General features: G+C 58.5%; 21 protein-coding genes. 10 read left to right on the top strand and 11 right to left on the bottom strand.

All coding sequences use genetic code 11. The features are described from left to right. Positions 1–44: 44 nt before the first annotated feature. The gene (locus tag GKG36_RS11240) at positions 45–1,349 is read left to right on the top strand and encodes a hemolysin family protein (RefSeq protein ID WP_118528767.1); all 1,305 of its coding nucleotides are present in this window, start codon (positions 45–47) and stop codon (positions 1,347–1,349) included. A gap of 135 nt (positions 1,350–1,484) precedes the next feature. Here GKG36_RS11240 and GKG36_RS11235 read toward each other — a convergent pair whose 3' ends face one another. The 9 genes from GKG36_RS11235 to GKG36_RS11195 all read right to left on the bottom strand — a co-directional run bounded on the left by GKG36_RS11235 (position 1,485) and on the right by GKG36_RS11195 (position 13,140). After that, positions 1,485–2,405, bottom strand: coding sequence for an ROK family protein (locus GKG36_RS11235; protein ID WP_097774302.1), 921 nt, complete (start codon positions 2,403–2,405; stop codon positions 1,485–1,487). A gap of 100 nt (positions 2,406–2,505) precedes the next feature. Beyond that, positions 2,506–3,903 (bottom strand): cysteine--tRNA ligase, encoded by a 1,398-nt coding sequence (gene cysS, locus GKG36_RS11230; RefSeq protein ID WP_097781325.1) that lies wholly within the window; start codon positions 3,901–3,903, stop codon positions 2,506–2,508. Positions 3,904–4,022: 119 nt separating this feature from the next. Further along, positions 4,023–4,778, bottom strand: a complete 756-nt coding sequence (gene pflA / locus GKG36_RS11225) for a pyruvate formate-lyase-activating protein (protein ID WP_005943928.1) — start codon at positions 4,776–4,778, stop codon at positions 4,023–4,025. Beyond that, on the bottom strand, positions 4,765–7,017 hold the full coding sequence (pflB, locus tag GKG36_RS11220; RefSeq protein ID WP_154260756.1) for a formate C-acetyltransferase: 2,253 nt from the start codon (positions 7,015–7,017) through the stop codon (positions 4,765–4,767). Before pflB ends, pflA begins: the two co-directional genes overlap by 14 nt. A gap of 868 nt (positions 7,018–7,885) precedes the next feature. Next, positions 7,886–8,344, bottom strand: coding sequence for a hypothetical protein (locus tag GKG36_RS11215; RefSeq protein WP_154260754.1), 459 nt, complete (start codon positions 8,342–8,344; stop codon positions 7,886–7,888). 5 nt (positions 8,345–8,349) lie between these two features. Then, the gene (locus GKG36_RS11210) at positions 8,350–9,393 is read right to left on the bottom strand and encodes a lysylphosphatidylglycerol synthase transmembrane domain-containing protein (protein WP_154260752.1); all 1,044 of its coding nucleotides are present in this window, start codon (positions 9,391–9,393) and stop codon (positions 8,350–8,352) included. Positions 9,394–9,553: 160 nt separating this feature from the next. Further along, positions 9,554–11,149 carry a glycosyltransferase family 4 protein gene (locus GKG36_RS11205; protein ID WP_097774307.1) on the bottom strand — a complete coding sequence of 532 codons (1,596 nt, stop codon included), beginning with the start codon at positions 11,147–11,149 and terminating at the stop codon, positions 9,554–9,556. Between the two features lie 26 nt (positions 11,150–11,175). Continuing rightward, a complete protein-coding gene (locus GKG36_RS11200) occupies positions 11,176–11,967 on the bottom strand; it encodes a hypothetical protein (protein ID WP_154260750.1) in 792 nt (263 codons plus the stop codon). Between the two features lie 57 nt (positions 11,968–12,024). Further along, entirely contained in the window at positions 12,025–13,140 is a 1,116-nt protein-coding gene (locus tag GKG36_RS11195) for an acyltransferase (protein ID WP_154260748.1), read from the bottom strand. A gap of 400 nt (positions 13,141–13,540) precedes the next feature. On the opposite strand from GKG36_RS11195, the gene GKG36_RS11190 reads away from it, so the two are divergent. The 4 genes from GKG36_RS11190 (at position 13,541) to GKG36_RS11175 (ending at position 18,130) form a co-directional block, all read left to right on the top strand. Continuing rightward, positions 13,541–14,989 carry a class I adenylate-forming enzyme family protein gene (locus GKG36_RS11190; protein ID WP_243139076.1) on the top strand — a complete coding sequence of 483 codons (1,449 nt, stop codon included), beginning with the start codon at positions 13,541–13,543 and terminating at the stop codon, positions 14,987–14,989. Positions 14,990–15,009: 20 nt separating this feature from the next. Continuing rightward, a complete protein-coding gene (locus tag GKG36_RS11185; RefSeq protein ID WP_154260746.1) occupies positions 15,010–16,482 on the top strand; it encodes a class I adenylate-forming enzyme family protein in 1,473 nt (490 codons plus the stop codon). A gap of 187 nt (positions 16,483–16,669) precedes the next feature. Next, positions 16,670–16,912 (top strand): acyl carrier protein, encoded by a 243-nt coding sequence (locus tag GKG36_RS11180; RefSeq protein WP_044953961.1) that lies wholly within the window; start codon positions 16,670–16,672, stop codon positions 16,910–16,912. A gap of 6 nt (positions 16,913–16,918) precedes the next feature. Beyond that, on the top strand, positions 16,919–18,130 hold the full coding sequence (locus tag GKG36_RS11175) for a hypothetical protein (protein WP_154260744.1): 1,212 nt from the start codon (positions 16,919–16,921) through the stop codon (positions 18,128–18,130). A gap of 54 nt (positions 18,131–18,184) precedes the next feature. Here GKG36_RS11175 and GKG36_RS11170 read toward each other — a convergent pair whose 3' ends face one another. Continuing rightward, positions 18,185–19,147, bottom strand: coding sequence for a biotin--[acetyl-CoA-carboxylase] ligase (locus tag GKG36_RS11170; protein WP_154260742.1), 963 nt, complete (start codon positions 19,145–19,147; stop codon positions 18,185–18,187). Positions 19,148–19,308: 161 nt separating this feature from the next. Between GKG36_RS11170 and GKG36_RS11165 the strand changes: the two genes are divergently transcribed. The 4 genes from GKG36_RS11165 to GKG36_RS11150 are packed head-to-tail and all read left to right on the top strand — an operon-like array spanning position 19,309 to position 21,931. Then, complete coding sequence (locus GKG36_RS11165) at positions 19,309–19,848, top strand: RNA polymerase sigma factor (RefSeq protein ID WP_223388239.1); 540 nt, start codon at positions 19,309–19,311, stop codon at positions 19,846–19,848. After that, complete coding sequence (locus tag GKG36_RS11160; RefSeq protein ID WP_154260740.1) at positions 19,835–20,401, top strand: hypothetical protein; 567 nt, start codon at positions 19,835–19,837, stop codon at positions 20,399–20,401. Before GKG36_RS11165 ends, GKG36_RS11160 begins: the two co-directional genes overlap by 14 nt. Positions 20,402–20,412: 11 nt before the next feature. Continuing rightward, on the top strand, positions 20,413–21,102 hold the full coding sequence (locus GKG36_RS11155) for a hypothetical protein (protein WP_154260738.1): 690 nt from the start codon (positions 20,413–20,415) through the stop codon (positions 21,100–21,102). Continuing rightward, positions 21,083–21,931 carry a hypothetical protein gene (locus GKG36_RS11150; protein WP_154260736.1) on the top strand — a complete coding sequence of 283 codons (849 nt, stop codon included), beginning with the start codon at positions 21,083–21,085 and terminating at the stop codon, positions 21,929–21,931. The genes GKG36_RS11155 and GKG36_RS11150 overlap by 20 nt, the downstream gene beginning before the upstream one ends. Before the next feature lie 362 nt (positions 21,932–22,293). Here the strand turns inward: GKG36_RS11150 and GKG36_RS11145 are convergent, their stop codons facing one another. Next, positions 22,294–23,163 carry a phosphoribosylaminoimidazolesuccinocarboxamide synthase gene (locus GKG36_RS11145; RefSeq protein WP_154260734.1) on the bottom strand — a complete coding sequence of 290 codons (870 nt, stop codon included), beginning with the start codon at positions 23,161–23,163 and terminating at the stop codon, positions 22,294–22,296. Between the two features lie 288 nt (positions 23,164–23,451). Here GKG36_RS11145 and GKG36_RS11140 point away from each other — a divergent pair, with 288 nt between their 5' ends. Further along, positions 23,452–24,891, top strand: a complete 1,440-nt coding sequence (locus GKG36_RS11140) for a 6-phospho-beta-glucosidase (RefSeq protein ID WP_120020722.1) — start codon at positions 23,452–23,454, stop codon at positions 24,889–24,891. Positions 24,892–24,915 lie beyond the last annotated feature (24 nt).

Here is a 24,915-nt window from a genome sequence, read left to right as displayed (position 1 = left end):
AGGGTTCAAACAAAAACAGAAAGTTGAGTGTGATTTCCCTTTTTATGGACGATGGCAGTATTACGCTTTTGGCGGCGCTGATCATTCTGGTGGCATTTTCCGCCTTTTTCTCCGCCTCTGAGACCGCATTTTCTTCCCTGAACCAGATCCGCCTGAAAAGCCGCGCCGAGGACGGCGATTCGGCAGCAGCCCGCGTGCTGGCTATGTCGGAAAAGTACGACAAGCTGCTCTCCACCATCCTCATCGGCAACAATATCGTCAACATTGCCGCAGCATCCATTGGCACAGTGCTGTTCACCCGCCTGCTGGACCCGGAGCGGGGCGCGACGGTGTCCACCTTCGTGCTGACCATTGTGGTTCTGATCTTTGGCGAGGTGACCCCCAAGAGCCTTGCAAAGGAGATGCCGGAGACGGTTGCCACGGCGGTTTCGCCCTTTTTGAACCTGCTCATGATCCTGTTCACCCCGCTGACCTGGCTGTTCAGCCAGTGGAAGCGCCTGTTGGGGCATTTCATCCGCAGCACCGAGGAGGACACCATCACTGAGGGCGAGCTGATGACCATGGTCAGCGAGGCCGAGAACGACGGCGAGCTGACCGACCGGGAAAGCCAGCTCATCCGCAGCGCCATTGAGTTCGACGATGTGGAGGTGGAGGAGATCCTCACGCCCCGCGTGGATGTGATCGCGGTGGAGGACGATCTCTCGCTGGATGAGGTGGCCGATACCTTTGCGGAATCGGGATATTCCCGTCTGCCCGTCTACCACGGCACCATTGACAACATCATCGGTGTGGTACATGAAAAGGACTTTTACCTTGGCCGTCTGCGCAAGGATACCACGCTGGAAGACCTTGTGAAGCCCACCCTTTATACTACCGGCTCCACCCAGATCTCCCAGTTGCTGCGCACCCTGCGCGAGCAGCACCATCACATGGCGGTGGTGGTGGACGAGTACGGCGGTACCGAGGGCATCATCACGCTGGAAGACATTCTGGAAGAGCTGGTAGGCGAGATCTGGGATGAGCACGACGAAGCGACCGAGGACTTCCGCAAACAGTCGGACGGCAGCTGGATCGTACTGGGCAGTGCCGGTGTGGACGACCTGTATGAGAGGCTGGGCCTGCCGGAGGATGAAGATATCGATTCCAATACGGTGAACGGTCTGGTGCAGGAAAAAACCTGCCATCTGCCCAAGGTGGGCGACCGGTTCACGCTGGGCGAGTACGACGGTGTCGTTACCCGCACGGCCAAGCGCCGCGTGACCGAGGTGCGCCTGACCCCGGCGGAAAAGCCGGAACCGAAGAAGGAAGAAGACGAAAAGCCGCACTTCAACCGGCTGACCAATAAGTAAATCTAAGGGAGGATGCCGTTTTCCAATACGGCCCTATCCTGTGAAAAAGCAAACTCCGGCAGACCGCAGTCTGCCGGAGTTTGCTCTATAAAAATAATTGTTCCGCTGAATATGACTAGAGCGAAGCGGAAGCCATTAAATGGTTTTGCTTTCCGCCTGCAGATAGGTATACAATGCTCCCACCTGATTGGCTTCACTGCTGAAATGGCAGGGCACGATCTCGCAGCGGGGCAGACCGATCATGTAAGGTGATTCCCCACGGGAAGCAAACAGCCCGGCATATACCCGGCGCAGATCGTCCAGCAGCAGCGGCTGCTTGCTGATGCCGCCGCCGATGGCTACCTTTTCCACATCCAGCAATACGGTCAGGTTGTAGATCTGCACGGCCACCATCTTGCAGAACCGTTCCAGCACTTCCAGCGCGTCCGGCTCGGCGGCATTGGCGGCATCAAAAAAGAGTTTACCGTTCATGGGGGCATCGGCGGGCAGGCCCTTGCGGGCGCGGTACCACTTGAGCAGGTATTTGGTGCTGCACTGGCAGGCCATGGTTTTTTCGGTATTCTCCCACTCGTCGGCGTTGGTGTTCACAAAGCTGTACTCTCCGGCGGTAAAGTGCACGCCGCGCACCAGCTGGCCATTGGCAATGATGCCGCCGCCCACGCCGGTGCCGATGATAAACACTGCCGCATTGCAGCAGCCCTGCAAGGCACCGGCCCGCAGCTCTGCAATGGCTGCAGCCTTGCCGTCGTTTTCCAGCGTGACACGGCAGCCGCATCTTTCGCGCACCAGCTGCCCCACCTGCGTGCCGGTGTTGTACAGAAGTGCCCCGCCGTTGGAGACATAGCCGGTGTTGGCATCCACAAAGCCGGGCAGCGCCATGGCGATACCGTCCACTTCATCCTTATGCGGTGCATACAGAGCGTATATTGTGTCGAGAAAATGCTCCTGCGTATCCTGCGGCGTGGGCACGGAACCGGCATCGAAACGGTTCATCTGCTCGTCCATGACCGAATATTTGATCTCGGTGCCTCCTACGTCAAAAACCATGACCTTCATTGCTGTTCCCTCCGCAAAGCTGATCTTCTTCCTTATTATGGCAAATGCGTGCAAAAAAGTAAAGCCATCCGCAACATGCTGCGAATAGCTTTACTTTAATTTAGAGCTTGCTCAGCTGCGGGCCCTGTGCGGTGTCCTTGACCGCCCAGCCCAGTTCGGTCAGCTGTGCACGGATGGCATCGGCAGTGGCCCAGTCCTTGGCCTTCTTGGCGGCGGCACGCTTCTCTACCAGCTCAGTCACCTCGGCGGGCACCTCGTCCTTCTTGCGGTTGTACAGCAGGCCCAGTACGCCGGTGATCTCGTCGAACGCAGCGGCGGCGGTCTGCAGGGCATCCTTGGAGGAAACAGCCGACAGCGTGTTGATCTCCTTGACCAGATCGAACACGGCAGCCAGTGCATCCGGGGTGTTCAGGTCATCGTCCATGGCAGTACAGAACTTGGTGCGGGCCTCGGCAGCCTTTTCCTTCAGGGTCTCGTCGGTGCCAAAGGTGTCCTTGGTCAGGGCAAAATCCAGATTCTCGCGGCAGGTGTACAGGCGCTCCAGGCTGTTCTTGCAGCTTTCAATGAGGTCCACGGTGTAGTTCAGGGGCATCCGGTAGCCTGCGGTCAGCATGAAGTAGCGGATGGGCTCGTAGCCGTAGACATCCGCCACGTCCCGCACGGTGAAGAAGTTGTGCAGGCTCTTGGACATCTTCTGATTGTCCACGTTGATGAAGCCATTGTGCATCCAGTAGCGGGCAAAGGTGCAGCCGTTGGCGCACTCGCTCTGTGCGATCTCATTCTCGTGGTGGGGAAAGATCAGGTCCTGACCGCCGCAGTGCAGATCAATGGTCTTGCCCAGATGGGTGCGGCTCATGGCGCTGCACTCGATATGCCAGCCCGGACGGCCCATGCCGTAGGGGCTTTCCCATGCAGGTTCACCGGGCTTTGCGGCCTTCCACACGGCAAAGTCTGCGGGGTCCTCCTTCAGGTCGTCGTCCATCTGGCTGCGCAGCTCACGGTTGCCGCTCTCCAGATCGTCCAGCTTCAGGTGGCTCAGCTTGCCGTACTCGGGGTCGCTCTTCACCCGGAAGTACACATCGCCGTTCTTGGCAACATAAGCGTGGCCGGAGTCGATCAGATCCTTCACGATATCCAGGATCTGCTGGATGTGCTCGGTAGCCCGGGGCTGGACGGTGGGCTTTTTGCAGTTGAGGCCGGCGGCATCCTTGAGGTACTCGGCCTCAAAGCGCTGAGCGACCTCCTTCATGGAGGTGCCCTCTTCCTGTCCCTTCTTAATGAGCTTATCGTCGATATCGGTGATGTTGGAAACATAGAACACCTTGTTGCCGCGGTACTCAAGGTAGCGGCGCAGGGTATCGAACACGATCAGCGGGCGGGCGTTGCCGATGTGGATATAGTTATAAACGGTAGGGCCGCAGACATAGATGCGGTATTCACCGGGCACCTGCGGCACGAATTCTTCTTTCTGGCGGGTCAGCGTATTGAAAATCTGCATGGCTGTTTCTCCTTTTTTACTTTTTTCATTATAACGGTGTACAGAAGGGAAGTCAAGAAAAAACGACCGCTCCCGGCGCATTCTGCACACCGGAAACGGTCGTTTTTCAAATCAGGAGCTTAGCCGGGATACCTGCTCACTTCCAGCAGTTCTTCTGCACGCTTCACCTGCTCCGCGGTGGGCGGCACGGCGTCCGGCAGTGGATAAGGGATGCCCAGCTTCTGCCACTTGAACAGGCCCAGCGTGTGGTAGGGCAGTACCTCCACCCGCTGCACCGTTTTCAGGCTGCGGATAAAGTCTGCGGTCCTGCGCAGGCCCTCCTCGTCGTCGGTCAGGCCGGGCACCAGCACATGCCGGATCCACAGCGGGATGCCGAGGTCAGAAATATGCCGCGCCATCGCAAGGATGTTGGCATTGTCTTTGCCGGTGAGCTGCCGGTGGCGTTCCGGGTCGATCTCCTTCAGGTCGAGAATGACCAGACTGGTGGACTTCATCAGCCGGTCGAAACCGGCCAGATAATCCGGGTCATCGGGCCGGAAGGGCTGCCCGGCGGTATCCAGAGCCGTGTGCACGCCTTTGGAGCGGGCCAGCTCGAAGAATGCCGTCAGAAACTCCATCTGGCGCAGCGGTTCACCGCCGCTGACCGTGATGCCGCCCTTCTTGCCCCAGTAGTTGCGGTAGCGGTAGACCCGCTGGAACAGCTTTTCTGCCGTCCATTCCTCGCCGCCCTCCGCAGCCCACGTTTCCGGGTTGTGGCAGTATTTGCACCGTAGGGCACACCCCTGCAAAAACACCACAAAGCGCACACCGGGGCCGTCCACAGAGCCGAAGGATTCCAGCGAGTGGACATAGCCGATGGGGTTACAGGGCTGCATGGCAGGTGCGGGAGATAACGTCCATCTGCTGCTCACGGGTCAGGTCGATGAACTTGACGGCGTAGCCGGAGACGCGGATGGTGAAGTTGGCGTACTCCTCCTTCTCGGGGTGCTCCATGGCATCCAGCAGCTTCTCCTTGCCAAAGACGTTCACGTTCAGGTGGTGTGCGCCCTGATCGAAGTAGCCGTCCATGACCTGTACCAGATTCTCCACCCGCTCGCCTTCGCTGTGGCCCAGAGCGTCCGGGTTGATGGTCTGGGTGTTGGAAATGCCGTCCAGTGCCCAGTGGTAGGGCAGCTTTGCCACCGAGTTCAGGGAAGCCAGCAGGCCGTTCTGCTCTGCGCCGTAGCTGGGGTTTGCACCGGGAGCAAACGGGGTGAATGCGGCACGGCCATCGGGCAGAGCGCCGGTGTACTTGCCGTATACCACGTTGGAGGTGATGGTCAGGATAGAGGTGGTAGCCTCAGAGTTGCGGTAGGTGTGGCGCTTCTTGATCATTTCCAGGAAGGTGCGCAGCAGCCACACGCCGATCTCGTCGGCGCGGTCGTCGTCGTTGCCGTACTTGGGGAAGTCGCCCTCGGTCTCAAAGCCGGTGGCAAGGCCGCTCTCGTCACGCACTACCTTCACCTTGGCGTACTTGATGGCGCTCAGGGAGTCGATGACGTGGGAGAAGCCTGCAATGCCGGTGGCAAAGGTGCGGCGCACGTCGGTGTCGATGAGGGCCATCTCGGCTTCCTCGTAGTAGTATTTGTCGTGCATATACTGGATCAGGTTCAGCACATTGACGTACAGGCCAGCCAGCCAGTCCAGCATCTGGACATACTTGGGCAGCACCTCGTCGTAGTTCAGGTACTCGCTGGTGATGGGGGCATAGTTGGGGCCGCACTGCTCGTGGCTCTTCTCGTCCACGCCGCCGTTGATGGCGTACAGCAGGCACTTGGCAAGGTTGGCGCGGGCACCGAAGAACTGCATCTCCTTGCCGGTCTGGGTGGCAGACACGCAGCAGCAGATGGAGTAATCATCGCCCCATACGGGCTTCATCACGTCGTCGTTCTCGTACTGGACAGAGCTGGTATCGATGGACACCTTGGCGGCATATTTCTTGAAGCTCTCCGGCAGGGCGGAGGAGTACAGAACGGTCAGGTTCGGCTCCGGTGCGGGGCCCATGTTTTCCAGCGTGTGCAGGAAGCGGTAGCAGTTCTTGGTGACCATGCTGCGGCCATCCATGCCGATGCCGCCCACTTCCAGCGTTGCCCACACGGGGTCGCCGGAGAACAGCTGGTTGTAGCTGGGGATGCGGGCAAACTTGACCATGCGGAACTTCATGACCATGTGGTCGATCAGCTCCTGAGCCTGGGTCTCGGTCAGGATGCCGTTGTCCAGATCGCGCTGGATGTAGATATCCAGGAAGGTGGAGATGCGGCCCACGCTCATGGCAGCGCCGTTCTGGGTCTTGATGGCGGCCAGATACCCGAAATACAGCCACTGGCAGGCCTCCTTGGCGTTCTTTGCAGGCTGAGAGATATCATAGCCGTAGGCCTCGGCCATCTTCTTCATGCCCTTCAGGGCACTGATCTGGCGGGCGATCTCCTCGCGCAGGCGGATCACGTCGTCGGTCATGGTGCCGTCACCGCAGTTGGCAAAGTCCTCCTGCTTGAACTTGATCAGTGCATCGATGCCGTACAGGGCCACGCGGCGGTAGTCGCCCACGATGCGGCCGCGGCCGTAGGTGTCCGGCAGGCCGGTGATGATGTGGGTGTGGCGGGCCGCCTTCATCTCAGGGGTGTAGGCATCAAACACAGCCTGATTGTGGGTGCGGGTATAATCGGTAAAGATCTTGTGCAGCTCGGCGCTGGGCTGGTAGCCGTAGGTGGTGCAGGCCTGCTCTGCCATCTTGATGCCGCCGTAGGGCATGAAGGCGCGCTTGAGGGGCTTGTCGGTCTGCAGACCCACGATCTGCTCCAGATCCTTCAGGCTTTCGTCGATATAGCCGGGGCCGTAAGCAGTCAGGCTGCTGACCACTTCGGTCTCCATATCCAGCACGCCGCCCTTGGCGCGCTCGGCCTTCTGCAGCTTCTGCAGGGCACCCCACAGCTTGTCGGTCGCCTCGGTGGGGCCGGCCAGAAAGCTTTCGTCGCCGTCATACGGGGTGTAGTTCTTCTGGATGAAGTCGCGCACATTGACTTCTTCTTTCCAGATGCGGCCCTCAAAGCCTTCCCACTGTTCAAAATTGATCATTGGAACCTCCTTGCTCCATTACGCAGTTAGCGATTTCTAACTAATGAGCCTTTGAAAAACCGCTCTGTATTGGCGGCTTTCTGGGGGCAAAACGGTCTTGAACTGCCGACTGCGGCAGCCCCAACTACAAGGTGTAGACAAAAATGAAAACCTGCCCACAAAATCTTGCGTTATTATAATAGCAAGAACCACTTTAAAATGCAATAGAAAACAAGTGGGTTTTCTTCCAAAGCAAAGGGCTTTCTTTGGGCAGAATGTAGAAAAAGCGCCGAAATCCCGGCGGTGCACCTATTTTGCGAAAAAAATCGCAAAATAAGGGTTGACAAGACTAACCGGCTGTGGTATTCTGTTCTCGCAACGAGGTTAGACAAATCTAACCACGTTGCACCAGAAAAGCGGAAGCCTCTGCAAGGGCTTCTGCGAAAACCGGATCCGCCATGGCAGAGCTGCGGAGCTGTGTCAGGTGATCCCCAAGTTTGTCGTGGCGAGGCCACTCCATCTTGCTTACGCAAGACCGCTTTGTGGCTTAAAAGCCCCACTGGGGCTTTCATTGCTGCGCAAACGCCAATTCCTCCATTCCATTCTCTTTTTCAAGTGAGCTGTGGTTTTAGTTTGCTCCCACGGCTCGATGCGCGGCATTCGGTGTGATTGGTACCGCACCAAGTGCAAAAGAAAAACAAAAACGGGACATGCAGCTTGACCACCTGCGTGCCCCGTTTTTTGTTTTTAACTCCTTCAGTCATGGCTGACACCATGCCAGCTCCCTCAAAGAGGGAGCCCTTGGCAGTGCGGAAAACTTTACGGTTTTGCCAAAGCCTCTCTCATTGAGGGAGGTGGATGCGAGTGCAGCGAGCAGACGGAAGGAGTTTTACTTCACGATCTCCGCCAGCTCCCGGTACACCTCTTCGGCTCCGCCTTTGGGCGCTTTGATCTTTACGAACTGGCTGTTCACGATGGCGGTGCCATCGGAGTAGACGGTGAACAGGAGGTTATTGTTCTCGGCATCATCGTAGTAGCTCACAGTGACGGAATCCACCGGGTATTCGTGGCTGTAGGAGGAATACTGCTGGTTGAACCGCTTGACGCAGGTAAGGCCGGAGAGCACGTTTGCGATCTGCTGATAGGCAGGGTCGTCGGCAGAAAGCAGCTGAACATCCATCTCTGCGGAGCGGGCAAAGTTCTGAATGCGCTCCACCCGGATACTGGCCTGTGTGCTGGCCTTGATCCCGGATGCAAGATCGATCTTTGCGGAAGGAAAGATCAGCACCAGTGCAAGCAGCACTAAAATGACAATGCCGAACCGGGACAGAATGCCTTTTTCCTTCATAAGAGTCATGCCTCCTTTGGCAGCTCCGCTCCCATTTGGCCCAGATGCCGCTGGGCAAAGAAGAAGCCCACGGCGCTGGCGGCGAACACCACATAATAGCTGGCGATGCGGTAGAGCATCATCACGCTCATCACCTCGCCGCGCTTCAGAAAGCTGCCGAACACCAGCAGGAATGCCGTCTCGATGGAGCCCATGCCGGCCACATTGGGCAGGGCGTTGGACAAAAACAGCATCAGGCTGGTGAGCAGCTGCACCTGCAAAAAGCTCAGAGGGGAAAGCCCCATGAACCGGATACACAGGTAGGGCAGGCAGAACAGCCCGAACAGCTTGACCGCCTGCAATGCCAGAATTTCAGCGCAGCGGGGCTTATCTGCCAGCAGGCGGCGGCTCTCCTCGCCCAGAACATCCAGCTGCTGCTGCCAGTCGGCGCGGCGCTGCTGCCATTTTTCCGTTTTGGGCAGCAGACGCATCAGCCAGCGGGCAAGGTTCTGCACCAGCGGCGATACGCACACCAGCACCAGCACCACAATGATGGCCGCCACTACAGCGTATGCCATGGGCAGATAATTCATCACACCGGTGGTGTTGGCGGCAAGCCATCTGTGCTGAAACAGCAGCATCACCGTGGCATACAGCAGCACGGTGGTTTTGTGGAACACGTACTGCAGGGTCATCAGGCCCACGCCCGGGCCAACCGGCAGGCCGCAGCGGTGCAGATACCATGTCTGCACCGGCACTGCACCTGCGCCCAGCGTGACCACATTGCCAAAGGTGCCGCACCACGCGGTATCGATGCCCTGCCAGAGCCTGAAGCCCGGGATGCGGCTGCGCACGATGACCCACGCCACGCACCCCTCCAGCAGCGGGTAGCTGAGGCCGATGGCCAGCACCACCAGCACCTGCCATGCGGACAGCTGCGAAAGCGCTGCGGTGATCTCGGCCCAGTTGTCCTTGAACAGCAGCACGATGATGCCGGTAAGTGCGGCGAGCACCAGCAGCGAGATCACTGTCTTTTTGCGGGAAGGTGCGGCAGAGGCGGGTTGGCTCATAGAGAGAACAGGCTCCTTTCAGGCGGAATGATTTGATAAAAGTATAACACACGCGGCCTGTGTCTTTGTGAACGGAACTGGAATTTTCTTGTGCAATTTTGATGGAATGATAAAAAGGCAAGGGCAGATGCACGCATCGACCCTTGCCTTTATCTTGTTTTTAGTCTGTTGATTCGTTCACCAGCCGTGTCAGGGTGGCAACATAGGCTTCGTTGGAATAATATTTCTCGTACATTTTCCGGCAGTCAGCTTTCATGGCGGCCAGCTGTTCCGGATGCAGAATAGCATGCTCCAGCACCTTTGCCAGCTGATCCGGGTCGTCGTCTTTGTACACAAAGCCGTCCACGCCCTCGGTGATCAGCCCGGCGGTGCCGGTGTGCTCCGACACGATGGAAGGTTTGCCGAAGATCAGACCCTCGGTGACGAAGGTTGGCATGGGATCATCGCGGGAAGCGCATACCACGCAGGTGCACTGATCCATCAGGGATTTGATCTCGGGCCGTTCCAGACGCTTGCGGTAGAAAACGGTGTCCGGGTAGTCCTCCACCAGTGCATCCACGGCGTTCTTCAGGCTCTTGTCCGCCGCCTTGCCCACGAACAGGAAAGCAGCCTTCTGGCGCACCTCGGGCTTTAGCAGGCGGATGGCGTTGCAGAAAATATCCTGACCCTTGCGCGGCTCAAAGGAACCTACGGTCACGAACAGCGGCCTGCCGCCGGCATAGCTGATATCGTAGGGCGGGAAGCTTTCCTGCGCATAGTCCGGCAGACCGTAGATCAGCTGTTCAATGCTGAAGTCCGGCCGCACCGAGTGCATGGCGGCAGTGGCGTGGGAGCCTACGGCGCACACATGCACATTGGAGCCCAGTGTTTTGGGAATCTTGTGCGCAATGAATGGGTAGCCTGCAAAGGCATCGTGCAGCCACCACAGCACCGGCACGAAGGAGCCGTTCAGGGTGCTCACGGCGGCAGCCTCTACCACGGTGTTGGCCAGCACAAAATCGGCACTGGTGGCAAGGCCCCACAGCGACGAGTTCATCACGCAGTCGCTGCGGGTCACCACGGCGGCACCGGCATCCAGAAACAGCGGCAGCGAGCCGTCGTCCGCAGGGCCAAGCACCACCACTTCAAAGCCCATGCTGCGCAGCACCGGCACGGCACTTGTCAGCACGATGGGCGCACCGGTCATGGTCAGCTCGTGGCTCAGGATCAAAGCACGCTTTCCGTCTGCAGAGAACACATCGTCGGCACACAGCTCCCGCCGGAAGTGCAGCAAAGACTGCGGGATGCGGTGGCAGTTTTCCGCCATGGCGGTGGCAAGGCGCAGCAGCTCGGTCACGCTGTCCCTGCCGCGCGCAGCGGCGCGCACCCGGTCCAGAAGCTTCCGCGATACCATGGCGCAGCGGCTGCACGGGATGTGCTGGGTGCTCAGATAAAGGGCGGTGGAGCCATCGAAGCCAAAGGCGGCATCACACACCACAAAATCGGCACCGGTGCGCAGGGCGGCGGCAAAATAGGTCAGGGCGGTGGAGGTGCACTCCAGATCTTCGCTGACCAGCAGCACGCCCTCCACCGAGTCGGTCAGGGCGGGGGCCAGCTCCGTCACCAGCCGGAACTTGCGGTGCAGCTGGTTTTCCAGTGCGTGCTCCAGCGCCTGATGACGGCCCGGTGCATACACCAGCAGATAGGTGCTCTGGGTATCGGTATAAACCTGCTTCGTCAGCTGCTTACGCTGCAGGGTGCTGTAACTGCTGTACATGTTGACAACTCCTTTAGCGATCCGATTCAGCCGCGCAGCAGGCGGCGCAAAGCACGCAGCGGTGCGGTAAGCCGCCAGCTGCTGCTCTCGTACAGGTTTTCCAGCGAATCTTCATAGGCAGCACGGCTGTTCTGCAGTTCCGTCAGCTGATTGTTCAGCCGGGTGTTCTCGGCAAGGGCGGCCTGCAGCTGTTCCAGAACATCGTTCTTTTCGGCCTCAGCCTGCAGCTTGATGGTATTCAACGCACTGAGCAGGGCCTTGCCGGGCTGCTCGTGCTGGAAGCGGCCCAGCGGATAGTAATGATAGGTCACGGCAAACTTCATCCCGGCCGCAAAGGGCACGGTGCTGCGCACGGTCAGGTTGGGGTCCACATCCAAAAACAGCAGGCAGTCTTCCTGCAGCCGGATGCCGTTCATGGCGCGGCATTCCAGCCGCTCGTCCGAGATGCTCAGGTCAGTCACGCAGCAGGCCAGCTCACCGGGGTCCAGCCGCAGCGCACGGGCATCCGTGGGCAGGGTGAACACCGCAGAGACCTCGTGGGTCAGTTCGTCGTAGGCATCCTCGGCAACGGTCAGGCATTCCCGCGGGGAATAGCCGGAGCCGGAATCGTAGAACAGCTGCGGCAGGGTCAGGGCAGCAGGTTCGTTATCGCTGCCGTGCCTTGCCAGTGCGGCCTGATAGTTCAGCACCTGTTGTTCCAGCTCCAGACACCGCTGTGCCAGCCGGGATACACCTTCGTCAGAGAGCTTGAGCTGCTGTTCCAAGTCAGCAGCGCGGCTGCGGGCCGCAGCAAGGGTCTCGGGGACATCGTTGTTCATAACCGGATTCTCCTCTTACTTTTATGATGGCTGCACCGCAGCAGCCGGAAAAACATGTCAGTGCCGGGAGGTATAGCGCACGGCGGGCGTTCTGCGCTGTGCCGGGAAAAATCGGATGATGAGTGCGCGGCGTACACGCAGCAGCTCACACACCAGCCAGATAGAGCCCAGAGCGATGGCATATTGCAGCCACATGCCCAGCACCGGCTGCGCAGAGAACTTTGCTACCATCAGATACCACGGAATAGCGATGATCTCCACGGTATGTACGCAGAAAATGTTCAGCGAACGGCGGCCCACCGCTTCCAGAAAGTGCACGATGGGGCCATGGCCGCGGCTGAGCCGCATGAACAGCCGGATGAAAAGCAGGCCTGCAGCACCGTCCAGAAAGATGCTCAGCGGCCCCAGTGACCACTCGGCCAGCGAGATGCAGTCGGTGGTGCGGGTAGCAAGAGCGCCTACGGCAATGAGTGCTGTGGCGGCCAGCAGCCCGGCAAAGACTTTGGGCGGCAGGGGCTCGTCCAGCAGATGCTTCTTTTTGGCAAGGAAGCCGATATAGAGGTAGGGCACCACCACGGCACCCTGGATCAGGCAGAAGGGCAGCTCCCACACAAGGCTCGCGCCCCAGCCCAGCAGGACGCAGCCTGCCACAGCCCATGGAACATAGCGCTCCGGGAAGATGTTCAGGATCACATCCAGCAGCACCCAGCCTACCATCAGCGCCAGCAGATACCACATCGGCCCGCAGGAGAAGAACTCCTGCCCGAAATACTTGGCCGTGTGGGGCAGGCCCAGCAGAAAGCCGCCGGTGACCTTGATAGACTCGCCGATGGTGCCGGGTAGGTACTGGAACGTCTTATAATGAATGATAAAGTGCAGCACGCAGGTGAACAGCGCCGTGTAAGCATAGGGTTTGAGCAGGCTTTTGAGCTGCTGGTGGATGCACTTGTGGATAGAGCGCTTGCGGAAGCCGTAGCCGCTGGCAATAAAAAAGGCGGCCATCAGCGCTTCGCGGTAGATGAACGGGAAAAACGCGGTCAGGGACAGGCCGCTGACCGCCTGCATGGGATAAAGCTCGGCGGTATGCGCAAAAACGATGGTCAGCATACCGGCACCCTTGAGCATGTCGAACATGCCGATGGAGCTGGCGGTGCGGGGCTTGGTTCCTTCCATGGAGGTTCCTTCCTTGCGCGGGACATTCCATCAGAGCCGGATGCCGCACAATGCGTAGATTTTGAATGAAAAAGATAAAATTTTGTATGGATATGAACCCAGTATAATGCTTTTTGCACAGACTGTCAATTTTGAATTGCGGTCCGGCGGGCGGGGACACATTGCAGCCTGTAATAAAAGCATAGCACAGGCAGGGCGGCTTCGCAACGAAAGGCAGAATTTACATCTGGAAACGACATGATATGCAAGATTTTATTGTCAATGTTTGGAATTAAATGTTGCAAAACTCTTGCATTGACACGGGCCTTATTGTATACTGGGCACAGTTGGAAATGACTGGAAGGATCTGTGTTGGCCTACACAGGAGCGCCGGATCGGATGATAAAAATGGAGGAAAAAAATGATTACATCGCTGTATCAGTCACTTTGCAATATGGAAACCAACATTGCAGACCGTGTGGCTCTGCGCTGGTATGATGAAGAAAAGCAGGGCGTGGCCGAGGTGCACTACGCACAGTATGCCCAGGATCTGCGCCGGTTCGTGGCGTTCCTGCGTGCAGAGTATGGCGATGTGCGCGGCAAGCGTGTGGCGATCCTGGCCCGCAACAGCTACCAGTATGTCATCTGCATGTACGGCACGGTCATTGCCGGAGCCGTGGCTGTGCCGCTGAACCTTGGCAAGGACTGGGATGCCATCTCCTATGAGCTGGGCCTCACCGAGCCGGTGTGCATCCTGCAGGATGGCGAGTTCGCGGAGCGGGAGCCTGCCCTCGCTGAGACCTACGGCAGCATCCTGAAGCCCATGGATGTCTTTGCGGCCTATGAGCCTGCCGAGGACGTGACCGAGGTGGAGGACCTCTCTGCTCTGGCCTTTATCATGTTCACCTCCGGCACCACCGGCCGCAGCAAGGGCGTTATGCTGAGCCAGAAGAACCTGTTCAGCGCCATGCCGGCTTTTCTGGACCCCTTTGACGATGTGAAGAAGTACACGGGCTGGAATACCGACGAGTTCTCGTCCCTGTCCGCCCTGCCCATGTTCCACATCTCCGCCATGACCAGCCTTGTTTCGTGGAGCATCACCGGCCACTCCATCAACCTGTGCAACAACCTGAAGTATTTCTACCGTGATCTGGGCGCCATGCACAGCGAGGTGATGGCGGTGGTGCCGGTGCTGCTGAAGAGCATCTACAGCGATGTGATGAAGGGCCGCCGCGACCGCCTGAACGGCCTGTGCGTGCTGACCTGCGGCGCTGCCATGTTCGACCCCAAGATTCTGAGTGATATGATGGAGAAGGGCTTCTTTGTGGCCCAGATGTACGGCCTGACCGAGACCTGCGGCGACGGTGCATGGAACTCCTCACAGGAGGCAAAGTACCTGACCAGCGTGGGCCATGTGGACCTCAGCTGTGAATACAAGCTGGACGACGGCGAGCTGTGCATGCGGGGCAACCCCATCATGCTGGGCTACTACAAGGACCCGGAAGGCACTGCAGAAGTCATCGATGCAGACGGCTGGTTCCATACCGGCGACATTGCCCGGGTGGAAGAGGACGGCTACATGTACCTGACCGGCCGCAAGAAGAACGTGATCATTCTGGACAGCGGCGAGAACGTGAGCCCCGAGGAGCTGGAAAAGCTGCTGGTTCCCTGTGCGGACATTCAGGAGTGCATCGTGAAGGAAAAGGACAAAAAGATCTGTGCCCTCATCTACTGTGACCCTGCAAAGCAGGATGCGGTGAAGGAGTTCGTCACTGGGGTCAACCGCGGCCTGCCGCTGTACAAGCGCATGGTGACGGAGTTCAGCGCACAGCCGCTGCCCCGCAACGCCATGGGAAAACTGCTGCGCTGAACACAGGAGGAAACAGAACAATGCGTAAGATCAGAGTGCTGGATAATGTCTACGACCTTATCACCATCAACATGGAAGACCGCTTCAAGGATAATGTGGCCTTCCGCTTCTACGACACCGCAAACGATGCCGTGACCACCATCCTCTATAAGGATTATGTGCAGGATATCCGCAAGGCGGTGAATTACTTCCAGTCCACCATCCCGGAGATCAAGGGCAAAAAGATCTGCCTGCTCACCAAGAACAGCTACGAGTATGCCGTGAACACCTTTGGCGTGGTGGCGGCCGGTGCGGTGCTGGTGCTGCTGAACCAGCGCAAGAGCTGGGACGAGCTGAGCTACGAGCTGGGCCTTGTGGAGCCGGATGCCATCCTGACCGATGGCGACGACTACGGCTTCAACGACCAGCTCAAGGCTGCCTACGGCGATATCCTCCGCCCCATGGATGGCTTCCGGAGCTATGAGCCTGCGCAGCTGACCCGCTGCATCGACCACGAAGCCCTGATGGTCCTGATGTTCACCTCCGGTACCACGGGCCGCAGCAAGGGCGTGATGCTGAGCGAGAAGAATTTCTTCTCGGTGATGCGTGCCCACACCCAGATCGGTGAGCACATGATGGCGTATAAGCACGAACCGGACCTCGTCATGAGCCAGTACACTGTGCTGCCCATGTTCCATCTGGGCGCTTTCATCTGCCTGTTCTCCTGGGCCCACGCAGGCTGGGCGCTGAACGTCAGCAGCGACATCCGCAACTTCTATAAAGAGGTAAAGCGGATGCCCAGTCAGGCCATGGCGGTGGTGCCGGTCATTATGAACTCGCTCCACCACGATGTGATGCGCGGCCGCAAGGAACGTCTGGGAGAGCTGTGGGTGCCCATCTGCTCCTCTGCCATGTTCGACCCGCAGGTGATGCTGGATATGGCGGAACACGGCATGTTCGTGGTGCAGACCTACGGCAGCACCGAGACCTGCGGCGACGGCATCATCAACTACGCACAGGACGCAAAGCACATCGGCGCTGTGGGTCAGGGCAACGATTATCTGGACTACAAGATCGCCGAGGACGGCGAGCTGTGCATGCACGGCGACAGCATCATGCTGGGCTACTACAAGGACCCGGAGGCCACCGCCGAGGTCATTGACGCGGACGGCTGGTTCCACACTGGCGATCTGGCCCGCAAGGACGAGGACGGCTACTATTTCCTGACCGGCCGCAAGAAGAACCTCATCATTCTGGACAGCGGCGAGAACATCAGCCCCGAAGAGCTGGAAGGCATCGTGGGCAAGTGCGAAGCCGTGAAGGAATGTGTTGTAAAAGAAATGGGCAAGAAGATCGGCGTGGTGGTCTATTGCGACGAGGACAAACAGCAGCAGGTGCGGGACTTTATCACCGAGGCAAACCGCACCCTGCCGCTGTACAAGCGTATGAGCGCAGTGGAGTTCAGCACCGAGCCGCTGCCGCGCAACGGTGCAGGCAAGCTGCTGCGCCAGTGATACGGATGCGATCGAATGCCCGGATGCATAAATGGGCCGGCAGACCGGCAGACTGAAAACAGGAGTTCCGACAAAAAACAAAGCTTTGTTGCCGGAACCCTTGCGCACAGGAGAGAATCAGGGTATTATTATGGAAAGGCATAGGAGATTGTGCCTATTATCCGTCACGGAAAGGAAGAAAATTTCTATGGAACGAGCAGAGATCATTTCCCAGATCCTGGCCATCCTGGAGGATGTTGCCGAGGTTTCTCCCGAAGATGTGAATGAGAACAGCGTCCTGATGGACGATCTGGATCTGTCCTCAATGGAGATCCTGACCATTGTGGCAGACCTCGAGGAGACCTTCGGCCTGCGCATCCCTGAAAAGGAGCTGCGCAACTTTGTGACCATAGGGGATCTGGTGGATTATCTGGCGGCAAACGCGGGGTAACAGTTCATGAATGAGTCGCAGCGCTCGACGGAGTACATCTTTCAGGGAACGATGTACTTCTTCCGTCGGGAGAAGATCCTGTGTCGGTACCAGTTTGCGCTGCAGGATGCGGTGGAACCCGCTCTTTTGCAGCGCGCACTGGACGCGGCGCTTTCGGCCGCACCGTACTATCGGGTACAGCTGGTGCAGGAAAAGCGGAGCTTTTTTCTGGAGCCGAACCCGAACCCCTGCCTTGTGTATCAGGGCAGTGCACAGCGCGATATCCCGGAGGAAACGAACGGCTATCTTTTCAGCGTGAGCTGTGAGGGGGATACCGTCTATTTTGACTGGTATCATTTCCTCATGGACGGCCACGGGGTGTCGCCCTTCCTCACCCGCATTCTGGAACAGTACTGCAACCTGCGCTATGGCACGGCGTTTGCAAACACGCCCATCGTGTGCAGCCCGGCCTATGACATCGAGGCCATGATGGCAAAATACCCGCCCCCCACAGCCACCGAAAGCACGATGCAGAGGGATGTGGTGCAGACATGGGAGGGCAGGATGCGCCGCACTCGGGTGCGGCTGACCAAGCAGAGCCTTGTGGACCGGGCAGTGGAGAACGGTGTCAAGCCCTTTACAGCGCTGGCCGGTCTGCTGAGCCTTGCGCTGCGCAACTATCTGGGCAAAGACGAGATCCAGTATTCCTACTCGGCAGATACCCGCAGGGAAGCGGGCGTGCCGGATGCCCTTTACAACTGCGTGTGCTCCTTCCAGAGCGGCGTGAAGCTGAACGATGACACCCGCCTTGCGGACATCGTGCCGAAAATGGATGCCGAGGTGCTCCGCACCCTGCAGCCGGAGGCAAAGCTGCGCCAGATGGTCCAGCAAATGAGCTGGGTGTACAAGGTAGACCAGCAGAAAGCGCCCCTGCGCATCAAGCAGAGGGTGTTCCAGATGGGTGAGTACATCAGCGGTGTCCCGGCGGATTTCTGGCTCAGCTATCTGGGCAATCCGCTGCTGCCGGCCACGCAGGAGCTTCAGAAGTACACCAAAGACTTCAACGTCTGGGTCCCGCCGGATGGCGGCTCCATGGGTGTGGAAGCCTCCAGCCTGAATGGCATCATCACCCTGTGCATCGAGAACAAGGCCGAAATGCCCGGCCTTGCCGGGATGATCCGCACCGCCTTTGAAAAAGAGGACATCACGGTGCTGGAAGCCGTGGATCTGGATACATAAGTGCAGAACATAAAAAGCACTCTTTCCGGGCAGGAAAGGGTGCTTTTTTGCGTCTTATTCGGTCCGTGCAGGCCGTGTGGTCACCTCGCCGCAGCGCAGAGCTTCCTGTCGGCCGTTCTCCCGCTGGATGACCAGCCGCCCTTCCTCGTCGATGGCAAGGGCCTTTGCGGCGTAGGTCTCGGTCTCGGCACACACCGTCACCCAGTGGCCGGGCACAAAGCACCGGGCGCGGTACTCATCCAGACAGTCAAACGCCGGGCAGAGGGCCAGCAGCTCCCGGGCAATGGCCCCGGCCAGTGCGGCCCGGCTCACCGGGGCAGGCCCGCCGGGGTACAGGCTCCCGGCCTTGCGGGCCAGTTCATCCGGCCAGTCGGCGGCGGTGGAGGTAAGGTTCAGCCCGATGCCGACCACCAGCCATTCCAGCTGTCCGCTCTCGAGGTCGGTCCCCGCCTCGGTCAGGATGCCGCAGACCTTTCTGCCCTGATAGTACAGGTCGTTGACCCACTTGACGGCAAGCTCCAGCCCGCAGAGCTTTTTCACGGCACGGCAGACCGCCACCGCGGCGCTGATAGTAGCGGTCTGGGCATTGGCGGCGGGAATCTCCGGGCGCAGCAGCACCGAGCAGTAAACGCCCTTGCCTGCCGGGCTTTCAAATCTCCGGCCCAGCCTGCCGCGTCCGGCGCTCTGGTGGGCGGTGAGCACCAGCGTGCCATGGGGTGCACCATCCAGCGCCAGCAGCTTTGCCGTGCGGTTGGAGCTTTCCAGCGTGTCATATAAATAGATGGGTGCAGGGTAGTCCCCGATGGCTTCGGCGCAGAACGGGTCGCCGCCTGCCAGCCGGTAGCCCCGGCGGGGCGCAGCTTCCAGCGCATACCCTTGGGCCGTGAGGGCCGCAGCGGCCTTGTGCACGGCAGCGCGGCTCACGCCGAGGGTCTCGGCCAGCTGCTGGCCGGAAACGTAGCTGCCCCCGGCAGCGGAAAGTGCCTGCAAAAGTGCCTGACGGGTACTGACAGCCATGGCCGAATGCCTCCTTTTGTGCTATACTACTTCTATTGTATCATAAAAATAAAAGTTTTTGCAGGATTTTGAACGGCTGTTTCGTATGAATGTGCAGAAGGGCAGCGCAGGGGCTGCACTTCGTCGGACCGGGACGAAACTGAAAGGAGGTGGGCAGGCCGTTGACGACCTTGGAATTCAGCGCGATGGTGCAGAAATACCAGTCGCTCGTATATACGGTCTGCCACCAGCTGGTGCCGGATGCCGGCGATGCGCAGGACCTGACGCAGGAGACCTTTCTGGCGGCATGGCGGGCCATTGACCGCTGCCCGTCCGGGTTTGAAAAACAGTGGCTGGCACGCATTGCTGCCAACAAGGCAAAGGACTATCTGCGCAGCGCATGGGTGCGCAGGGTGAACATTCCCGGCGACGATGTGCTGGCGCTGGAAGGCGCGCCGCCCGGCACCCAGCCGGAACAGCAGGTGCTGGATGCTCTGGGCGAGGAAGAGCTCACCGCCATGATCCTGGACCTGCGGGAGCCCTACAGAACGCCTTGCCGTCTGGTGCTGCTGGAACAGCACACCATGGCCGAGGCGGCACAGCTGTGCGGCCGCCCGCCCAAGACGGTGGAAGCACAGATCTACCGGGCAAAAAAGATGCTGGCACAGCAGATACTACAGCGTGAAAACGATGGAAAGGAGTGCGTACATGGAACTGTTTGACAAAAACGGCTGCCTGACCGACGAAGGCCTACAGGCCCTGCAGGCAGGCGGGCTGGATGAGCTGGGCCGGCTGGAAACCGCCGAGCATTTATCCTACTGCGATAAATGCATGGACCGCTACACCGCTCTGCTGACGGCAGATGCGCTGGAAATGCCGCCGCACTCCGCGCACAAGGCTGTGATGACCGCCATCTGGGTGCGGCTGATGCAGAACACATGGGGTCGTGCCGCAGTGGCCGGTGTGGCGGCGGTGCTGGCCTTTACCATGTGGCGCTCCGGCACTATAGACCAGCTGCTGAATTTCCGGCAGGAGCTGCACACATGGACACCGGAGACCAGCCAGAGCCAGACCGAAGAAGCCTTGCAGCTGGGCAAGCCGGTGGAAGATGACCGCCCGTCCGCCCAGCCGGAAATACTGGGAAAGCCAATGGACGACGACAAGCCGAAGCAGCAGGCTTCGCTAGCAAAAGCACTCAATGACCTGCTGTTCGGAGCCGGCGGCCCTGCAGCAGAAAAATACAAAAATTCGCCACTTGCAGATCAAACGAAATAAGGAGATCGATTATGATGAAAAACGGAATCCTGACCTTCCTCTTCGCCTTTTGCCCGGGCGCAGGCCAGATGTATCAGGGCTACATGAAGCGCGGCCTTTCGCTCATTACGATGTTCTGCGTGGCCTTTGGTGCGGGCACTCTGCTGGAAGTTTTGTATGTGGCCATGCCCATTGTGTGGATGTACAGCTTCTTTGACACCTTCAATCTCCGGGCGCAGATCGGCGCAGGCACCGCCCCGCAGGACGATTATCTGGTGCACATCAACTGGCACGACCAGCGCATGGAACAGTTCATGCTGGACAGCCACAAGCTGCTGGGCTGGGGCCTGATCGCGCTGGGCGCGCTGGTGGCCTACCAGAACATCCTTATGAACACGCTGGGGGATATCGTGTGGCGCTGGGGCCAGAGCAGCCCTTTCTTCCGCGCACTTTACCTGATGATGGATCAGCTGCCGGAGGTGGTGGTGTGCGTGGCCCTAATCATCTGCGGTGCGTGGCTGGTGCGCGGCCCCAAGGGCAGAAAGCAGAAGCCGCAGAACGATGCCGAAGATGAAGATTTTACCGAGTATACTGCACAGGATGCGCAGGCGGAGCCGGAAGCAAAGGGCTTTGCCATGCCCAAGCTCTCGGCTCTGCTGGGCAAGCCCGTGACCCCGGACGATGAGACGGAGGATGCCGACGATGGACGAGACGAGAAATGATGCGCCGCTGACCGGTGAAGCACCGCAGACTGCAAAACCGCAGCCGCTGCGCCGGGTGGGCAGCTTTACGCTGGGCGTATGCCTGATCGCAGCGGGCATCTTCTTTCTGCTTGCCTATTTTGTGCCGGGCTTTGACTGGCAGCTGGCGCTGAAGATCGCCCCGGCGGCAGGGCTGATCCTGCTGGGCGGCGAGGTGCTCTTTTTTGCCGCCCGCCCGGGGCGCTGGAAGTACGATTTCTGGTCGGTGCTGATCTGCCTTGTGCTCATGGCCGGGTGCTTTGGCCTTTCGCTGCTGCCGGTGGTGTGGGATGAACTCGGCCCGGAGCGGAATCAGGCAAGCATGAAGTTGGGGCAGGAATATACGACAGAAGCCTATGACAAGATCAAACAAACAGCCCCGGATATCCGTGTGAAGAATATCAGCGGAAACGCCTACCTGTACAGCAGTGAGGCGAAAACGCTGCGGGATGTGAATGCCGGAAACGGCTATCTGAGCCTGACTGTGGAGCTGTTTGGCGGCTATGACAGCGTACAGGCCTTTGCGCAGGACTGCCGCAGCGTGACCGATGCCGTGCAGCAGTGCAGCGCACAGCCGGATGAGCTGCGCATTACATGGTCGCCGGAGAACGACCCGGGCCAGAGTCTTGCCTCCGGCAGCCTGCAGAATGTGGAGCAGTACACGCTGGAACTGGAAGGCATCGCACAGCTGGACTGGACGGCTGACCAGATGGCAAAGCAGACCGAGGTGCAGTACCTGCTGGACGAAGAAAACGAAAAACCGGCGGAGTCCGAAGCTTTTTCCGAGGAAAGTTCGGAGCTGAGTGAGTGAAACAAAAAATGCTTCCGTGCGGCGCACGGAAGCATTTTTTTGTTGAAATCAGCCGAAAACTATGTTATGCTATCTCTGCTGCTGAAAGGCGGCGGGGCACTGCAAACAACGGCAGGCGGTTCGGCCCTCACTTCCGAAAGGAGGTGAGTACATGCCAATTACTTTGACATTCCACTTGTTTGGATTGACATTCACCATTCGCGTGAAAAAGTAAGAACCGCCACCCGGCACGGTGACGGTTCTCAAAAACTGTAAACCTTGAACTGGGGCCAACCGCTTGTCGCAGTGCCCTTTCTATAGACATTATAGCGAATCCCGGCAGAGCTGTCAAGCATCTGCCGGGATTCGTTTTATCGTAAAATTTACAGCTTTTTGCCGGTGAGCAGCTCGTAAGCCTCCAGATACTTGGCAATGGTCTTGTCAATCACGTCCTGCGGCAGGTCGTAGTTGCTGTCGGGGTTGGCCTTGAGCCAGTCGCGAACGAACTGCTTATCAAAAGAGGGCTGGCTGTGGCCCGGCTCGTAGCCCTCCAGCGGCCAGAAGCGGGAGGAATCCGGGGTGAGCATCTCGTCGCCCAGCACCACGTTGCCGTTCTCATCCAGACCAAACTCAAACTTGGTGTCGGCAATGATGATGCCGCGGGAGAGCGCATACTCAGCACACTTCTTGTACAGGGCAATGGTGTAGTCGCGCAGCTTGGTGGCATACTCCTCGCCGTGGCCGGGGAACTGCTTTTCCAGCACCTCGATGCTCTTTTCGTAGGAGATGTTCTCGTCGTGGTCGCCGATCTCGGCCTTGGTGGAGGGAGTGTAGATAGGCTCGGGCAGCTTGTCGGACTCCTTCAGGCCTTCCGGCAGCTGGATGCCGCACACCTTGCCGGTCTTCTGGTAGCTGGCCCAGCCGCTGCCGGTGATGTAGCCGCGCACGATGCACTCAATGGGCAGCATGGTCAGCTTACGGCACATCATGCTGTTGCCGTCGAACTGGGGCTGCTGGAAGAACTCCGGCATATCCTTCACGTCCACGCTCAGCATATGGTTGGGCAGCAGATCGCGGGTGTAATCGAACCAGAACTTGCTCATCTGGGTCAGAACGGTGCCCTTTTTGGTGACCTTGTTTTTCAGGATGACATCAAACGCGGAAATGCGGTCGGTAGCAACCATGATGAGGCTGTTACCGTTATCATAGATCTCACGAACCTTGCCTTCTTTAATGGGCTTGAACTCAGTCATAATCAAACACTCCATTTTCCAATGCCGAAAAAGCGGCGGTGTATCTTACCTGATTATTGTACCATGTCTGCGGACAGTTTGAAAGAAACAGAATGAAAGGAAAATCAGGCCGTTTTTGCATTTTTCTCGTGAAAAATGTACGAAAAATAGAATCAAAATTCGGCGATTTGACGATAAAAGTCGTACTTTCACAACAATGAAGCACCTTTTTGTAAAATGTAGGCATGGACATTCCGGCGATTGTGCGGTATCTTATAATCAACAAATTAAAATAGGGAGGGTTTACTTATGGGCAGTTTTCCCAAAGATTTTCTGTGGGGCGGTGCCACCGCTGCCAACCAGTGCGAGGGCGCATGGCAGGCAGGCGGCAAGGGCCTTGCCACCGTGGATGTGACCCCGTTTGGCCCGGACCGCTTCCCGGTGGCGCTGGGTCGGCTGGAAATGCTGGAGTGCGACGACAAGCACTATTATCCCAGCCATGAAGCCATTGACCTGTATCACCATTATAAAGAGGACATCGCCCTCTTTGCCGAGATGGGTTTCAAGTGCTTCCGGCTGTCCATCGCATGGACCCGCATCCTGCCGAACGGCGACGATGCCCAGCCCAATGAAGAGGGCTTGAAGTTCTATGAGGATGTGTTTGATGAGTGCCACAAATACGGCATTGAACCGCTTGTGACCATCTGCCACTTCGATACCCCCATTGCCCTCATAAAAAAGTATGGCGGCTGGAAAGACCGCCGCATGGTGGATGCCTATGTGCACTACTGTGAAGTGCTGTTTGACCGCTACAAAGGGAAGGTGAAATACTGGCTCACCTTCAACGAGATCAACATGCTGCTGCATCTGCCCTTTACCGGCGCGGGGCTAGTGTTCTATCCGGGAGAGAATGTGCAGCAGGTGGAGTATCAGGCGGCACATCATGAACTGGTGGCCAGCGCAAAGGCGGTCAAGCTGGCCCATGAAAAGATGCCCGGTGCCATGGTGGGCTGTATGCTGGCGGCAGGCCAGTATTACCCGCGCACCTGTGCACCGGAGGATATCCGTGCCGCGCAGGAAGCGGACCGCGACAACTACTTCTTTACCGATGTGCAGGCCCGGGGAGCCTACCCGGTGTGGGCAAAAAAGCGGATGGAGAAGGCCGGCATCACCCTACACACCGAGCCGGGCGATGAGCAGGTTCTGAAAGAAGGCACCGTGGATTTTGTCTCCTTCAGCTACTATTCCAGCCGCTGCATCACCACGGATCAGGAGATCCTGGCAGAAGAAAAGGCCGACGGCAATGCGGTGCTGGATGCCGTGAAGAATCCGTACCTCAAGGCCAGCGAGTGGGGCTGGGCCATCGACCCGGTGGGCCTGCGCGTGACCCTGAACACCATCTACGACCGGTACGAAAAGCCCATGTTCATTGTGGAGAACGGCCTTGGCGCGGTGGATACCGTGGAAGCGGACGGCTCCATCCACGACAGCTACCGCATCGATTATCTGCGCGCCCACATCGAGCAGATGGAAAAGGCCGTCAACGAGGACGGCCTGCCGCTGATGGGCTACACCACATGGGGCCCTATCGACCTTGTGAGCGCATCCACCGGTGAGATGAAAAAGCGCTACGGCTTTATCTATGTGGATAAGGACAACGACGGCAACGGCACACTGGCCCGCAGCCGCAAGGACAGCTTCTACTGGTACAAAAAGGTCATTGCTTCAAACGGCACTGACCTTGCCTGAAATTTGCGAAAAAATAAATTTGTG

It is taken from the genome of Faecalibacterium sp. BIOML-A1 (genome assembly GCF_009679715.1).
In the GTDB taxonomy this organism is placed as follows: domain Bacteria; phylum Bacillota; class Clostridia; order Oscillospirales; family Ruminococcaceae; genus Faecalibacterium; species Faecalibacterium taiwanense.
Note: the sequence above shows the minus strand (reverse complement) of the source record. Positions and strands in the feature narration are given on the sequence as shown.